General features: G+C 38.4%; 15 protein-coding genes, 2 pseudogenes and 1 riboswitch. Of the genes and pseudogenes, 12 read left to right on the forward strand and 5 right to left on the reverse strand.

The features are described 5' to 3' along the window. Positions 1 to 89 precede the first annotated feature (89 nt). From AB3219_RS05610 to AB3219_RS05620, 3 genes and pseudogenes are all read right to left on the reverse strand, one after another. Positions 90 to 281 (reverse strand): annotated as a pseudogene (locus AB3219_RS05610) (multidrug transporter subunit MdtG); the annotation flags it as partial. Between the two features lie 64 nt (positions 282 to 345). Further along, a complete protein-coding gene (locus AB3219_RS05615) occupies positions 346 to 1,524 on the reverse strand; it encodes an IS256 family transposase (RefSeq protein WP_367369367.1) in 1,179 nt (392 codons plus the stop codon). Positions 1,525 to 1,586: 62 nt separating this feature from the next. Then, positions 1,587 to 2,642, reverse strand: a pseudogene (locus tag AB3219_RS05620) (MFS transporter); the annotation flags it as partial. A gap of 118 nt (positions 2,643 to 2,760) precedes the next feature. Between AB3219_RS05620 and AB3219_RS05625 the strand changes: the two are divergent. Continuing rightward, positions 2,761 to 3,462, forward strand: coding sequence for a class A sortase (locus AB3219_RS05625; protein ID WP_216754409.1), 702 nt, complete (start codon positions 2,761 to 2,763; stop codon positions 3,460 to 3,462). Positions 3,463 to 3,976: 514 nt separating this feature from the next. Here AB3219_RS05625 and AB3219_RS05630 read toward each other — a convergent pair. Beyond that, positions 3,977 to 4,444, reverse strand: coding sequence for a low molecular weight protein-tyrosine-phosphatase (locus tag AB3219_RS05630; RefSeq protein ID WP_216754410.1), 468 nt, complete (start codon positions 4,442 to 4,444; stop codon positions 3,977 to 3,979). A 103-nt stretch (positions 4,445 to 4,547) separates the two neighbouring features. Here AB3219_RS05630 and AB3219_RS05635 point away from each other — a divergent pair, with 103 nt between their 5' ends. The 10 genes from AB3219_RS05635 to AB3219_RS05680 all read left to right on the forward strand — a co-directional run bounded on the left by AB3219_RS05635 (position 4,548) and on the right by AB3219_RS05680 (position 13,107). Further along, a complete protein-coding gene (locus AB3219_RS05635; protein WP_260365644.1) occupies positions 4,548 to 5,141 on the forward strand; it encodes a LemA family protein in 594 nt (197 codons plus the stop codon). A 31-nt stretch (positions 5,142 to 5,172) separates the two neighbouring features. Continuing rightward, positions 5,173 to 6,069: a zinc metalloprotease HtpX gene (gene htpX, locus AB3219_RS05640; protein WP_367369368.1), complete on the forward strand. Its 897-nt coding sequence runs from the start codon at positions 5,173 to 5,175 to the stop codon at positions 6,067 to 6,069. A gap of 116 nt (positions 6,070 to 6,185) precedes the next feature. Next, positions 6,186 to 6,923, forward strand: coding sequence for a hypothetical protein (locus AB3219_RS05645; RefSeq protein WP_367369369.1), 738 nt, complete (start codon positions 6,186 to 6,188; stop codon positions 6,921 to 6,923). Between the two features lie 119 nt (positions 6,924 to 7,042). Then, positions 7,043 to 8,419, forward strand: a complete 1,377-nt coding sequence (gene murF / locus AB3219_RS05650) for a UDP-N-acetylmuramoyl-tripeptide--D-alanyl-D-alanine ligase (RefSeq protein WP_367369459.1) — start codon at positions 7,043 to 7,045, stop codon at positions 8,417 to 8,419. A 172-nt stretch (positions 8,420 to 8,591) separates the two neighbouring features. Then, complete coding sequence (locus AB3219_RS05655) at positions 8,592 to 10,157, forward strand: DEAD/DEAH box helicase (protein ID WP_057807609.1); 1,566 nt, start codon at positions 8,592 to 8,594, stop codon at positions 10,155 to 10,157. Between the two features lie 258 nt (positions 10,158 to 10,415). After that, complete coding sequence (gene acpS, locus AB3219_RS05660; RefSeq protein ID WP_057807607.1) at positions 10,416 to 10,775, forward strand: holo-ACP synthase; 360 nt, start codon at positions 10,416 to 10,418, stop codon at positions 10,773 to 10,775. Between the two features lie 7 nt (positions 10,776 to 10,782). After that, a complete protein-coding gene (alr, locus tag AB3219_RS05665) occupies positions 10,783 to 11,901 on the forward strand; it encodes an alanine racemase (protein ID WP_216754413.1) in 1,119 nt (372 codons plus the stop codon). A gap of 83 nt (positions 11,902 to 11,984) precedes the next feature. Then, the gene (locus AB3219_RS05670) at positions 11,985 to 12,248 is read left to right on the forward strand and encodes a hypothetical protein (RefSeq protein WP_367369370.1); all 264 of its coding nucleotides are present in this window, start codon (positions 11,985 to 11,987) and stop codon (positions 12,246 to 12,248) included. 22 nt (positions 12,249 to 12,270) lie between these two features. After that, the gene (locus tag AB3219_RS05675; RefSeq protein WP_057807601.1) at positions 12,271 to 12,642 is read left to right on the forward strand and encodes a type II toxin-antitoxin system PemK/MazF family toxin; all 372 of its coding nucleotides are present in this window, start codon (positions 12,271 to 12,273) and stop codon (positions 12,640 to 12,642) included. A 99-nt stretch (positions 12,643 to 12,741) separates the two neighbouring features. Beyond that, positions 12,742 to 13,107 (forward strand): DUF488 domain-containing protein, encoded by a 366-nt coding sequence (locus tag AB3219_RS05680; protein ID WP_216754415.1) that lies wholly within the window; start codon positions 12,742 to 12,744, stop codon positions 13,105 to 13,107. Here the strand turns inward: AB3219_RS05680 and AB3219_RS05685 are convergent. Continuing rightward, the gene (locus tag AB3219_RS05685; protein WP_216754416.1) at positions 13,092 to 13,580 is read right to left on the reverse strand and encodes a GNAT family N-acetyltransferase; all 489 of its coding nucleotides are present in this window, start codon (positions 13,578 to 13,580) and stop codon (positions 13,092 to 13,094) included. The two genes, AB3219_RS05680 and AB3219_RS05685, sit on opposite strands and share 16 nt — an antisense overlap. A gap of 42 nt (positions 13,581 to 13,622) precedes the next feature. Further along, positions 13,623 to 13,667: riboswitch (PreQ1 riboswitch) on the forward strand. Positions 13,668 to 13,674: 7 nt separating this feature from the next. On the opposite strand from AB3219_RS05685, the gene AB3219_RS05690 reads away from it, so the two are divergent. After that, positions 13,675 to 14,181, forward strand: coding sequence for a QueT transporter family protein (locus AB3219_RS05690; RefSeq protein WP_216754417.1), 507 nt, complete (start codon positions 13,675 to 13,677; stop codon positions 14,179 to 14,181). The last annotated feature ends 67 nt before the right edge of the window (positions 14,182 to 14,248 follow it).

Below are 14,248 nucleotides of genomic sequence, written 5' to 3' on the forward strand. Positions count from 1 at the left end.
AAATGGTTTAGAAGCATAGTTCTAAAAAAAATAGGCATAATCCATTGTGAGATTTCACAATGTGATTATGCCTATTTTTGCATTAGATTTTACTCTCGATTTTTATCAAGGTGAGTATTAACTTGAACTAAGATAAAGTTTAAGGCAACCAAAACGGACGTTGAAATGAAAACAGAACCGTAATCAAATGTTCCAGAAACTGCAGAGCCAATTAAGGGACCTGACATGTTACCAAGTGCTTGGAAGGACTGGTTCCAACTAAAAACACGTCCTGTGACTTCTGCGGGGAGTGTCAAGAAGTTTGTGTAAAAAGTGATTGCTCTTTCTCCATAAAATTAAATCTTTTCAGTCGAAAAGTGATTCTAATGTATCCTTAACTTGTCCGAATCCACGATGAATTCGATTAAAGTTCTTTTCATTGTAACTAATTACTTGCACTCCAATGAAATTGTCTAATGATTTTTCATTGGGAAACTGTTCTTTTGCTTTAGTCTTGCGTTTAATCTTTTTATTTAGCGATTCTATAATATTTGTTGAATAAATAGTTGGGCGAATTGCAGCTGGAAAAGCCAAAAAAGCTAATAATTCCTTTTCAATTGACCTAATGTGACTAATTAGATTTGTGTATTGTTTTTCCCAAGTACTATAAAAATCGGCAAGCATTTTACGAGCTTCAGCTTCATTGGTTACCGAATGAAGTTGTTTGAAATCATTTAAAATAACCTCACGGTCTTTTAAACGGACATGTGTACTAATATTACGCATAACATGAACTAAACATCTTTGAAATTTTGCTTTAGGAAAAGCGTGTAAAAGCGCGGGTTGAAGTCCAACCATTCCGTCCGTAATAATTAATTGAACCTGTTTAAGCCCTCGCTGCTTGGGATCGGCTGCCATTTCCGACCAGACTTCAGCATTTTCACTGGGTGCAATGCGATAATCAAGAACTTCTTTAATTCCAGTGGGTGTAATTCCTAAGGCAATATAAACTGCCTCTCTTTGAACTGTGTCACGACGCAAAGGTAAATAAGTTGCATCTAAGAATAAGCAAACATAGTTTGCTTTAATGGTTTGCTGATGAAAAGCTTCAATCTGCTTAGTTACTTGGGCAGTAATGTTAGAAACAGTTGTAGCCGAATAATAAGAACCGTACATTTTTTCAATCAAATCAGCGATTTCACGAGTGGTAACACCTTTAGAGTAAAGTTGAATAATTGTAGTTTCTAAAGCATCTTGACGACGAGAATAAGCTGGAAGTAAATGATTATGAAATTTGCCTTGTCGGTCACGCGGCACAGCAATTTTCAACTTACCATATTCGGAATCAATTAACCGAAAGTATTGACCATTCCGATAATTGTTAGTCTTAAAGCTATTACGTTCATAAGGATCATAACCAAGTAACGAAGTTAACTCAGCTTGTAGGATTTGATTAATAGCTGTTTCAAGTTGTTGGCGAAAAAGTTCTTTAACATCGCCATTTGATAATAGAGTTTTGGTTAAATCTTTGGTAAACTGTTCCATGGGGAATCCCTCCGTTTTGGTTTGGTTTGACGATTTAATCATACGGGGAAGGGGGTCCCTTTTCAATAGGATTTTAATTCATTTACACAAACTATTTTATACTCTCCTTCTGCGGGAGATCGTTTGGACAAGATAGCTTGAACTGCGGGTAACATGGCACCGTCAGAAATACCGACCATGAATCGGAAGAAAGTTAATAACCATACGGAATTAACAAAGGCCATTGGCACATACATACAAATTGCAAATATAAAACCAATGGAAAGAATTTTTTCTGTACCGATATGATCCCCAAGTTCACCTAATCGAGGTGCAGAGAATAAGGTCGCAATACCTGGCACAGCAGCAACAATGCCCGCTACTAGTGTGACTGGTCCGATACCCTTCATTAATTGACGCACATAAAGACTTAGGATGGGTGTAATGGAGTTGTTTGAGGCCTGAATGATCATGGTTGTGACAAACATGCCAAATACAATTTTGGGATTATCCAATTTGCCAATGACTTCTTTGGTAGATAAAGGCTTTGCGCGTTCAACGGGATGAAAGTGTTCATGAACAAAAAAGTAGCTTAAGAAAAAGACGAGTAACAATACTGCACCGGTAATGAAGAAAGTAATTCGGTAGGAGAAAAATTCGGCAAGAATTCCACCGAGTAACGGGCCAATCAAATTACCACTGACGTAACCAGTAGATAGGGTTCCCAAAGCAAGACCGCTTTTTTCTTTGGGTGTTTCAGTAGCTAACAAAGCGTTGGCATTACTTATGTAACCAGAAAAAACTCCTTGAATCATACGTAGTGCAATAAGTTGCCAAATGGATTGAACTAATCCCATTGCACCGATGACGAACGCCATCCCAAGTGAAGCACGGAGAATCATCAGTTTTCGACCTTTTGAATCAGCAAGTTTTCCCCAGATGGGAGAAACTAAAGCGGTAACTAAATAGGTTGCAGAATATGTGATCCCACTGTAGAATGTAAGTTGTTGCTTGGAAAATTGGCCTAGAGTGTCTACATATAACGATAAAAAGGGCATGACTTCACTAAAAGCCATCCCGGCCATAAAAGTTCCGAACCATAAAACAACAAGGTTTTGTTCCCAGGGGGCTTTTTTTTTTGAAAATTAATCTTTTAATTTTAGAAGACAAAGCCATCCTCCTTTCTAAAACAAACAATTGGTGTAACAAAAACCATATTTATTAGAATACCACTATTTCGGTTACTGGGAGAAGAACATGCAAAAAAAACGATCAAGAATTAGAAAATGGCTTACTTCGATTTTTATTGTCCTTTTATTAGTTGTCAGTTTGGCGTTAATCTTTAATGAGCAAATTAAAAATTGGTTGGTAGATTCCTATAAGCCACAGATTACGCAGCAGACGATTAATAAAAATAAAAATAAGAAAACAAGTTACAATTTTAAAAATGTAAAGTCGCTTGATTTTCAAACGGTGGCAAAGGCTCGGGCTAATTCCGCTAAGTTAAATGTGATTGGCGAGATTAGTATTCCTAAGGTTAATTTGAATTTGCCGATTGCTCAGGGAATTACGAATGAGAACTTGGCTTTGGCGGCGGCTACGTTGAAGGCTGATATGAAGATGGGCCAAGGAAATTATGCGTTGGCTGGGCATCATATGGTACGAAAGGATATTTTGTTTAGTCCGTTGTATTGGAAGATGCGACCGGGAATGAAGATTTATGTGACGGATTTGAAGAGAATCTATACGTATAAGGCAACGGAGCGTAAGTTTATAGCGGCGACGCGGGTAGATGTGATTGATGATGTGCCGAATAAGAAAATAATTACGTTGATAACGTGTGATGCGACGGGTGCGAAGAGATTGATGATTCGAGGAAAGTACGAGGGATCGGTGGCGTATAAGAAGGCACCAAAGTCGATTCAAGAGAGTTTTTCGGAGAATTTTAATAATAAATAAAAAAAAGAGTGCTAAGGAGAGCGCATAGCTTCCGAGCATAGCCTAGAAGCCCCAATGATTCGGTTTAGGAATCGTTGGGGTTTCGTAGCTACTACTCCACACTAAGGAAGATTATTAGCAAAGATCGCTAATAATCAAAGATGTTCCATACGCTGTCCATTCTTGTGGCGACAACCCACACCGCAAGAACTGGCAAGCGGAGGAAGCTGCTCTCCTTAGCACGTTTCAGCAATAAAAATAGAACAGGCCTAGGAAAGGGAATGATTCGGTTTGGGAATCGTTCCCTTTCCGTAGCTACTATTTCACATTTAAGGAAGATTATTAGCAAAGATCGCTAATAATCAATGATGTTTCATACGTTGTCCATTCTTGTGGCGGCAACCCCCACCGCAAGAACTGGCAATCGGAGGAAGCTGCTCTCCTTAGCACGTTTCGGCTATAAAAATAAAACGTCATGCACAATAAAATATGTTACACAACAAAAAAAGATCGACACCCCAGTGGTGTTGATCTTTTATTCGTTATGCGCAGTTAAAAATGTTACCCATTCATCAATACCAGCAGCAATTTGTTGGTAAGCTGCCTCAAATTTATGCGTATACCATGGATCTGGCACATCTGCATTTGAATGAGTTGGCGAAACAGACATGAACAGATAAATTTTAGCAGTTGAGTCTTTAGGCCGTAATTCTTCTAAATCCTGAACGTTTTTATGATCCATGCCGATGATGACATCAAATTTATAGAAATCATCTGTTGTGACCGGCCGTGAAATTAAATTAGCCGTGGAAACATTGTGATTTTGCAAAGTTAAGCGTGTTTGCGGGTGAGGGGGATTACCCTCTTCCCAATCGCTGGTACCAGCCGAATCCACTTGAAATTGATCTTTTTGGCCTGTTTCAGTTATTCTTTGTCGAAAAAGTGCCTCTGCCATCGGGGAGCGACAAATATTTCCAAGACACACAAATAAAATTTTTTTCATAAAATCACCTAATCTTAAAAATTATTGAATTCATTGCCTAACGCTTTATAAAGAGGCTTACGTCTGGTATCATCAAGGTATTAAAACGTAGAGGAGAATTAATATGACAATAGGAATAATAATTGCGATAATCGTCGTCATTTTAATCGGATTGTTCATTATATTATATAACAATTTGGTTAAAGCAAGAACCTATACACAAGAATCATGGAGTCAAATCAACGTGCAATTAAAACGTCGTAATGATCTGATCCCGAACTTAGTTTCTACAGTTCAAGGGTATGCTTCGTATGAAAAGAGCACGCTGTCTAAAGTAGTTGAACTGCGAAATCAATTGGTATCTGTCACTGATAATCCACAGGCCAATTCAGTAGATCGTGCACAAACAATGGCTTTGTCAGATCAATTAAGCTCACAATTAAAAAGTGTGTTTGCACTCTCCGAAAGTTATCCTGATTTAAAAGCAAGTGCGGAATTCACAAAGCTTATGGAAGAACTAACTAATACTGAAAATAAAATTGCGTATTCACGACAATTATATAATTCTAGTGTGGCAAGTTATAACATGAAATTACAAACATTTCCAAGTAATTTGGTTGCTTCAATGACTAGTTTTAAAGCAGCAACTTATCTACAAGTACCTGAAGAAGAAACCAAAACACCTGATGTTTCGTTTAAAAAATACGAAGATCTATAAACTCATTTAGGTAGGAAAGGAGGGGTGCTCAGTGCTATTTCAGCAAATTGCGCGTAATAAACGCCGAACAGTGTATGTCATGATAGGATTTAGTTTCTTAGTCCTTCTTATTGGTGGTGCGCTAGGCTATTTTTTCTATGATAGTGCAATTTCCGGGCTGATCTTGGCTGCTGTAGTTGCTGCCATATATATGGGAATGATGATTTCACAATCGACCTCAGTTGTCATGCGAATGAATCATGCTCACGAGGTCACGGAAGCTGAACAACCCGAGCTTTGGCACATTGTTGAAGATATGGCTCTAGTTGGTAAAGTTCCAATGCCAAAAGTATATATTATTGACGATCCAAGTCCTAATGCTTTTGCGACTGGTAATGATCCTAAACATGCCGCAGTGGCAGTTACCAGCGGAATCATGGAACGGTTAAATCGTGAGGAAATGGAAGGTGTTTTAGGCCATGAAATATCTCACGTCCGTAACTACGATATTCGTTTACAAACTGTAGCCCTGGCCCTTTCTGCTGCTATTTCTATGCTGGTTAATATTGGAATGCGTTCCTTTTGGTGGGGTGGTGGCCGTCGTCGGAGTAATAATAATTCCGAAGGGGGCAATATGCAGATTATTCTGCTAGTGTTATCCCTTGTCCTCATTATTTTAGGACCACTGGCTGCTTCAATTGCTCAGATGGCCTTGTCTCGCAATCGTGAATATTTAGCTGATGCTTCAAGCGTAGAATTAACGCGGAACCCGCAAGGGCTGATCACGGCATTAGAGAAAATTTCTGATAGCAAACCCATGAAAGAAGCCGATCCTACTAGTTCGGCACTGTACATTTCAGATCCTTTACGAAAAAAGAAAGGTTTTTCACATTTATTTGATACGCATCCACCAATTGAAGATCGAATTGCAAGACTTCAAAAGATGTAAGTTATTTAGTGAAAACTAGCGTACAATAATAAGTTGAACAGATAATTTATTGAAAGTGAGCTATTAAGATTATGCGGGATGATTTCGTATATATCCACTTGGAGCCCATTGCGAACTTGATATACTCAAGAGGACTAAGTGTCGAAGACTTTCTACGTGGCATTCCAAGAATACCAACGCATATTTTGGTGCTAAATACGCCAATTAATGATAATTTAAGTATTGATCCCCATACCCAACTAAATACGGTAAGTGGGACTTTTAATATCCGTAAATATCTAACAAATCCAAAAGCCACGCAGCTCAGTTGGCTAGATTATTCCCATGGTGAGGGGTTAGACGAACTATTACCTGAAGAAATTGCAGAATTATTGTATTTGGGTCATATGCACACGCACTATACGACACCTTTTTCATATAAGTTGCAAAATGATTTTGTTTTTCTTTCGTTAGGTAGTAAACATCTAAAAGTTTATTATCGACAATTAAAGAATTTTTATCCTGTTTTAAATGGATCTTTAATTCGCCATACGAGACAAGCTTTTAATGAGCGACGAATGTTTCGACGGTATGACGGCTTTTCAGACATTCCACAAACTATGTTACGTCAATTAACCCCAATCTTAAGTAGTGGCATTATTTTTGCGTTTGACCAGGCGTTTGAACAAGAAAAGCAATATCGAATTCCAATTTTAGTTGCGCATGATAATGGACAGTCGCCGATTTATCGAAGTCGGACGTCGTTATATAATCGTGCTAATCAAGTGGCAGTTTTGCGGTACAATATGGCGAGCAGTCACTGGCACTTGGTGATTAAAGATTCACGGGCATTTGAAGATGACCAATTTTATTAAACTAAAGAATTGTGGGAGCTGACTTGTTCAGTTCTTTTCTTTTTATTGTCAAAGTGAATGAAATTCAGGTTGTGGTATAATTTAAGGGTTCAAAATTCGAGATTAGGAGAATGGATAAAATGAAAATGCAGTTGACAGAAATTGCCAATGCGATTGGAATTGATGATGTACCTGAAAGTTGGCAGGAGATTACGATTACAAGCGTTGAGTTCGATAGCCGCAAGGTACAACCAAATTCATTATTTATTCCACTAAAAGGCCAAAGAGATGGTCATGAATTCGTTGAAAATGCGATGCAAAACGGTGCGGTAGCTACTTTATGGGCTAAGGATCACGAAAATGTGCCAAGTGGATATCCCGTCTTGGTTGTGGATGATCCACTGACAACTTTGCAAAAATTAGCGGTTTATTATCTAGGAAAAATCAATCCTAAAGTAGTGGCAATTACCGGTAGTAATGGTAAAACAACTACCAAGGATATGACAGCGGCTTTATTAGAAACAGAATATAATGTGGTTAAAACGCAGGCTAATTTTAATAATGGCATTGGTGTGCCCATTACTTTACTAAACATGAATGCTAATACGGAAGTGGTAGTTGTTGAGATGGGGATGGATCGCCCTGGACAACTTGATTTTCTTAGTCATATGGCACAACCTGACACCGTTGTTATCACGATGATTGGTGAGGCTCACATTGGCTTCTTTGGCACACGTGATAAAATTGCAGATGCCAAATTAGAGATTACACATGGTTTAAAAGAAGATGGACTGTTTATTTACAATGGTGATGAACCACTTCTACGAGAACGCAGTAAAAAAGTAGACCAACGTCAGTATACGTTTGGAAATAGTGCGGCTGATGACTTGTTTGCTAGCAATGTTCAGGGGGCTCGCGACCACACAAGTTTTGAAATTAACTTAGTTTCTGGTCAAACCTATACAATTCCAATGATTGGTAAATATAATGTCATGAATGCTTTAGCGGCAATTGCGGTGGCAAAGGCCTATCACATTGCCCCTGATAAAGCAGGAGCAGCATTGAAAGACTTTCAACTTACGCATAATCGAACAGAATGGGTGCGTGGTAAGGTTGGAGAATTAATTTTAAGTGATGTTTATAATTCTAATCCAACTGCTGCAAAGGAAGTTTTGGCTTCATTTAGCAAAACTGAAAGTAAGGGTAAACGTTTTGTGGTTTTAGGAGATATGTTAGAGCTAGGCGAACAATCTGACGTTATGCATGCAGGATTGGCAGATTATTTAGATCCCAAACTGATTGAGGATGTTTATTTAGTTGGGGCTCATATGCAGGCGCTGGCAAAAACGTTAAAGGCTAAGTATGAAGAAACTCAAATTCATTGGTACAGCGTTGACCAAGAAGACCAGTTAATTGCTGATTTAAATACCAAATTAACGGCAGAAGATGAAATCCTAATTAAAGGTAGTCATGGAATTCATCTTGAAAAAGTTTTAGCAGGTTTACAAAACGCATAGTACAAATCTATTAAGCAAACCGATAGAATTGATCTGGTTTGCTTATTTATATGCGCGGGTGTATGATGTTAAGGTTATGTTTATAGCTGTGACTTCTCAGAATTGCTGAATAAAAGGACGGATTTTCTTTTGGATTCTGACAGAAGCACGATTTCACTAGGAGGAAAATTATTTGAAGTTTACAGATTTCGATTTATCGGATGAGTTGCAAAAAACCATTCAAGAAAGTGGTTATGAGACCCCAACCCCGATTCAGGAACAAACAATTCCCCACGTTTTAGCTGGCAAAGATATTATTGGCCAAGCACAAACAGGAACGGGAAAAACGGCAGCCTTTGGTTTGCCAATATTGGAGCATGTTGATGTTAATAATTCCAACGTGCAAGCATTAGTTGTCTCACCAACACGTGAACTTGCCATTCAAACGCAAGAAGAATTATATCGTTTAGGTAGAGCCAAACATGTTAAAGTACAAGTTGTTTATGGTGGTGCAGATATTCGTCGCCAAATTAAAAACTTGAAGAATCATCCCCAAATTATTGTGGGAACCCCTGGACGTTTATTAGATCATATTCGTCGTCATACAATTAAATTAGAAAATGTTCAAACTTTAGTATTGGATGAAGCTGATGATATGCTAGACATGGGATTCTTGCCTGACATTGAGTCCATCATTTCTGAAACACCTGATAGTCGTCAGACTTTGTTATTCTCAGCCACTATGCCTCCAGCAATGAAGAAAATTGGCGTTAAGTTTATGACAAACCCTGAACAAATTACGGTTAAGTCAAAAGAATTAACAGCTGATTTGGTTGACCAATACTATATTAAATCAAAAGAATTTGAAAAGTTTGATATGTTAACTCGTGTTTTGGATGTTCAAAACCCAGCTTTAGCTTTGGTCTTTGGACGAACAAAACGTCGTGTGGATGAAGTATCCCGTGGCTTAGAAGCTCGTGGCTATAATGCCGCTGGTATTCATGGGGACTTGACACAACAACGTCGTTCAAGCATTTTACAAAAATTCCGTAATGGTCAAATCGATATTTTGGTTGCAACGGATGTGGCTGCTCGAGGGTTAGACATTTCGGGTGTAACCCACGTGTATAACTACGATATTCCTCAGGATCCAGACAGCTACGTCCATCGTATTGGCCGTACTGGCCGGGCTGGAGCACATGGTGTTTCTGTTACATTTGTAACTCCTTGGGAAATGGATTATCTTCGTGAAGTTGAAAAATTAACGAAGAAACGCATGTTACCGCTCAAGCCACCAACAGATGAGGAAGCCTTCCAGGGTCGCGTGACGCTTGCTGAAAAAGAAATCGAAGAATTGGTTTCTAAAACTCACGAGGATCAATTTAGCGACCAAACCAAAGAATTATTGGAAAAATACACACCAGAACAATTGGTTGCAGCTTTGTTAAGCAGTAAAACAAAGGCTGATTCCAGCCAAGTCAAGGTACGTATTACACCAGAACGTCCTTTACCAAAACATAAGGGCGGTAAGGGTGGAAATTATCATGGTAATGGTCACCGTGGTGGCGGCTATCGTGGTAATAACAAACGTCGTAGTAACAGTAGCAGCAGCTATCGTGGTAATCGCGACCGTGATAATAATCATGGTAAATCAGATCGTAACCGTGGTAACTACAAGAAGAATAGTGGCAGCAGTAACAATAGCGGCAATCGTCACTCTTCATCAAATCGTAAATTCACCATTAGAGAACATAATTAAAGCTAACCGTTGTTCTTTGATTAACAACTCCTTGGCTTTCTGTAATTCAGAAAGTTGGGAGTTTTTTTGTTGTCTATACATGAATATCATTCATTTTATTTTGAGAAAGATGAGTTTTACTTATTGTGAGCTGCGTTTTACACTGGAATTATGGGTTAAGAACTTGATGAAAAATTTTGCGTATATTTCGAGACCTTTTGCGTATCTGTAAATAGAGATCTGTTAAAATGAGAGTAACTTACATTTGGAGATGAGTTTATGATTTATGGTACCGGGATTGATTTAACTGATATTGATCGAGTCTTCAAGGTTCAATCGCATCTTCCAAAATTTGCGGAACGTATTTTAACCGATAAAGAACAGATAATGTATAAAAAATATTCTGGAAAAAGAGCAGCGGAGTTTTTGGCGGGTCGTTTTTCAGCAAAAGAGTCATACAGTAAGGCTTTTGGTACTGGATTAGGTGCTGAAGTTGGTTTTCAAGATATTGAGATTTTGGATGAATCATCTGGAAAGCCAGTTGTGACCAAACAACCATTTAACGGAATTGCGCATGTTTCGATATCACATACGGAGAGTTATGTAATGACCCAGGTGATTTTAGAAGAAAGAGGATAGTTATCTTATGAATGCAGGAACCCATCGTCCAACGGTATTAAAAGTGGATGCGCAGGCAATACGACAAAATATTAAACAAGAATTAGGACGATTGAAAGCCGGCAGTGAATTATTTGCGGTTATCAAAGCAAATGGGTATGGTCATGGGCTAACTCATGTGGCGAAATATGCGGCTGAAGCAGGGGCTACTGGTTTTTGTGTGGCTATTTTAGATGAAGCACTGGAGTTGCGCGAAGCAGGGTTTACACAACCGATTTTGGTATTAGGGATTGTCGATCCACAATATGCACAAATTTTGGCTGATCAAAAAATTTCTGTTGCAGTTGGCAGTCGAGAATGGTTTGAAACGGCCAATAAAAAGTTAAATTCAGGTGCCAAAGTTAACGTACATTTAGCGTTGGATACAGGAATGGGACGAATTGGGTTTCAAAAACCTGCTGAGTTAAAAACGGCAGAATCTTACTTAAATGAGCATTCAGATCATTTTTTGTTTGAAGGAATTTTTACGCATTTTGCTACAGCTGATGAGGTAGATGACCATTATTTTGAAACACAGGTGGCTCGATTTAAACAATTTATGGCTGTTTTAACCAAACGACCGAAATATGTGCATGTGGCAAATTCTGCTACTAGTTTGTGGCATGACGCCTGTACAGGAAATATGATTCGTTTTGGAGCAGCTACATACGGTATAAACCCATCTGGACGAGTTATCAAAGCGCCCTATGCACTGCAACCGGCTATGACTCTGAGTTCAGCCCTTGTTTTTGTGAAAAAAATTAAAAAAGGACGTTCCGTAAGTTATGGCGCAACTTATACGGCACCTGAAGATGAATGGGTTGGTACCGTACCGATTGGTTATGCAGACGGCTATCCTCGCTGTTTACAAGACTTTCATGTGCTGGTAGATGGTCAGTTTTGTGAAATTGTGGGCAGAATCTGCATGGATCAATTGATGATTCGGTTGCCAAAAGCATACGCGCTTGGAACTGAGGTTGTGTTAGTTGGGAAAAGTGGACAACGACAAATCTCATTGGTTGATGTAGCGGAACAGGCTGGAACAATTAATTACGAAATTGCTTGTAGTTTTTCAGAAAGAATACCCCGTGTGTACGTCAATGATTAAAAATCTTAATAAATTTGTTACCATTTAGCACGGAAACGTGATATAGTAATGGTAATTCATGAATAACGACGGGAGTTTTGATCATGGAAAACAATCAGCAGAACCAGGTTATAACTAATGATGGAAAAACGACTGTAAGTCATTTGCAGGCGTATTGTGATTTGTTTGGTGTTAATCAAGAAACAGTTTCTGATGATGTAGTGGAAACTTATTTTGCTGATCATCAATTTGACCGTGTGCAGGCTTTGATTCAGGGATATGAAACAATGGCTAGTTTAAATGAACAAATTGTAAATGAATTTCAAGCTTGTGATGATGAGTGCTACAATGAGTTTTTACGAAACTAAGTAATTAGGGGTGACAATCGCAATGAGTGATGCCAACATTAAGCGTGGCGACATTTTTTATGCGGACCTGTCTCCTGTAGTTGGATCAGAGCAGGGTGGAATGCGCCCTGTCTTAATCATCCAAAACAATATTGGTAATCACTATAGTCCTACTGTGATTGTGGCAGCTATTACTGCTAAGATTCAAAAACCAAAAATGCCAACTCATGTTGGGATTACAGCTGCAGAGACTGGAGTTGAACGGAATTCAGTTATTTTATTGGAACAAATTCGGACGATTGATAAGCAGCGGCTTAAAGATCGCGTTGGCGAATTGGCATCCGGCAAAATGCGTGAAGTCGATAATGCATTGAGAGTAAGTATTGGCTTAACTGAAAACGTTCAACGTACATAAAGATGTTTGATCTATTACACATAGGAAAACTAAAAAGGCTAGTACCAAGGCGACGTTGGTTACTAGTCTTTTTAATTTTATTTTTTGGAGGACAATGCGATGCAAATTAAATTAGAACGAATTTATACTAAACCAATTGACGAAACGGGTTATCGTGTTTTGGTAGATCGTCTTTGGCCACGGGGTATTTCAAAAGTTAACGCTAAGTTAGCTTGGTGGGCAAAAGAAATAGGTCCCAGTACGGAATTACGAAAATGGTTCGGGCATGACTCGGAGAAGTTTACGGAGTTTGCTGAAAAATATCGGTTAGAATTGAACCAAGCTGATTTCACAACCGAATTTCTTGAAAAAATTCAAACAGAAGTACGCACTCAAGATGTTATTTTTCTTTATGGAGCAAAAGACGAAACCCATAATCAGGCTGTTATTTTGAAACAGTATGTAGAAGCCTATTTGAAGAAGTAGGCCATTTGATAATCGGCGACAAAAATACCGTTTAAAAAAAATTCATCTTTTAAAATGCCTTCGATTTCAAAGCCGTGCTTTTTATAAAATTGAATGGCATCGGGGTTAGTTCCGAGAACCCGTAAATGAATTTTATGAACACCAGATTTTTTTGCAAATTGTTTGAAGTGTTCAAGTAATTGACCGCCGATTCCAAGGGATTGAAATTTAGGAGAAACGCCAATTCCAAAAGTCCAAGTATATTTTGAAGCAGGTTTTGAAGTGGCTGGGTGATAATCAATTGAACCAACTGCTAAATCATCAACAACGGCAACAATTGTATCTTGATTTGAATGATCCTCAAGATAAGCTTGGGCGTTTGGATATGAAATGCTGGCAGGCGTATTGTTAGGATTCCAAATTTCATTTTCCATTTTGTATAGAGATTCGGCATCAGAATCACAAAGAGGTCGAATCATCAGTGAGTTTTTCATAAGAGCCTCCTGAATTATAGATGGTTTTATGATATCATAAAAAGGTTCGTGGTTCGCAATTATCCCACACAAAAAAACTAAGGAGGTATTTCTTATGACCAATCATCAGACGAAATCCTGGATTTTAAATGCAATGGTAGCCGCATTGTACATCGTTTTATCATTGCTAGTGAGTGTTTTAAATTTAGCTTCGGGAGCTATTCAGTTTCGAATCTCTGAAGGACTGAATCATTTAGTTGTCTTTAACAAAAAGTATATTTGGGGAATTACAGCAGGTGTATTGTTGTTCAATGCATTCGGTCCTGGCAATTCAATTCCAAATGTAATTTTTGGTACTGGGCAAACTTTACTGGCTTTGTTAGTGGTAGCTTATATCAGTCCACATTTACCAAAAATGTGGCAGAAAATGGCCCTAAACACGCTTTTGTTTACTGTTTCAATGTGTCTGGTGGCATTAGAGCTGAAGTTAACTTTAAATTTACCATTCTGGTGGACATACTTTACAACGGCGGTTTCAGAACTCATTATTATGACAGTGACGGCGCCTATTATGTATTACTTAGATAAATTTGTTCATTTTAATCAACGTATTGAAGATTAATAGACGTGAGATCTACTTTATTGGTAGATGAAACTTTAACTAATTTGATTGTTGCTGATACTTTGGA

This window comes from Pediococcus ethanolidurans, assembly GCF_964062635.1.
GTDB classification, from domain to species: Bacteria; Bacillota; Bacilli; order Lactobacillales; family Lactobacillaceae; genus Pediococcus; species Pediococcus ethanolidurans.

What these genes read in the sequence shown, in the direction of transcription:
- AB3219_RS05615 (WP_367369367.1), bottom strand. Translation starts at nt 1,524, where the DNA reads ATGGAACAGTTTACCAAAGATTTAACCAAAACTCTATTATCAAATGGC.
- AB3219_RS05625 (WP_216754409.1), top strand. Translation starts at nt 2,761, where the DNA reads ATGCAAAAAAAACGATCAAGAATTAGAAAATGGCTTACTTCGATTTTT.
- AB3219_RS05630 (WP_216754410.1), bottom strand. Translation starts at nt 4,444, where the DNA reads ATGAAAAAAATTTTATTTGTGTGTCTTGGAAATATTTGTCGCTCCCCG.
- AB3219_RS05635 (WP_260365644.1), top strand. Translation starts at nt 4,548, where the DNA reads ATGACAATAGGAATAATAATTGCGATAATCGTCGTCATTTTAATCGGA.
- murF (WP_367369459.1), top strand. Translation starts at nt 7,043, where the DNA reads ATGAAAATGCAGTTGACAGAAATTGCCAATGCGATTGGAATTGATGAT.
- acpS (WP_057807607.1), top strand. Translation starts at nt 10,416, where the DNA reads ATGATTTATGGTACCGGGATTGATTTAACTGATATTGATCGAGTCTTC.
- alr (WP_216754413.1), top strand. Translation starts at nt 10,783, where the DNA reads ATGAATGCAGGAACCCATCGTCCAACGGTATTAAAAGTGGATGCGCAG.
- AB3219_RS05670 (WP_367369370.1), top strand. Translation starts at nt 11,985, where the DNA reads ATGGAAAACAATCAGCAGAACCAGGTTATAACTAATGATGGAAAAACG.
- AB3219_RS05675 (WP_057807601.1), top strand. Translation starts at nt 12,271, where the DNA reads ATGAGTGATGCCAACATTAAGCGTGGCGACATTTTTTATGCGGACCTG.
- AB3219_RS05680 (WP_216754415.1), top strand. Translation starts at nt 12,742, where the DNA reads ATGCAAATTAAATTAGAACGAATTTATACTAAACCAATTGACGAAACG.
- AB3219_RS05685 (WP_216754416.1), bottom strand. Translation starts at nt 13,580, where the DNA reads ATGAAAAACTCACTGATGATTCGACCTCTTTGTGATTCTGATGCCGAA.
- AB3219_RS05690 (WP_216754417.1), top strand. Translation starts at nt 13,675, where the DNA reads ATGACCAATCATCAGACGAAATCCTGGATTTTAAATGCAATGGTAGCC.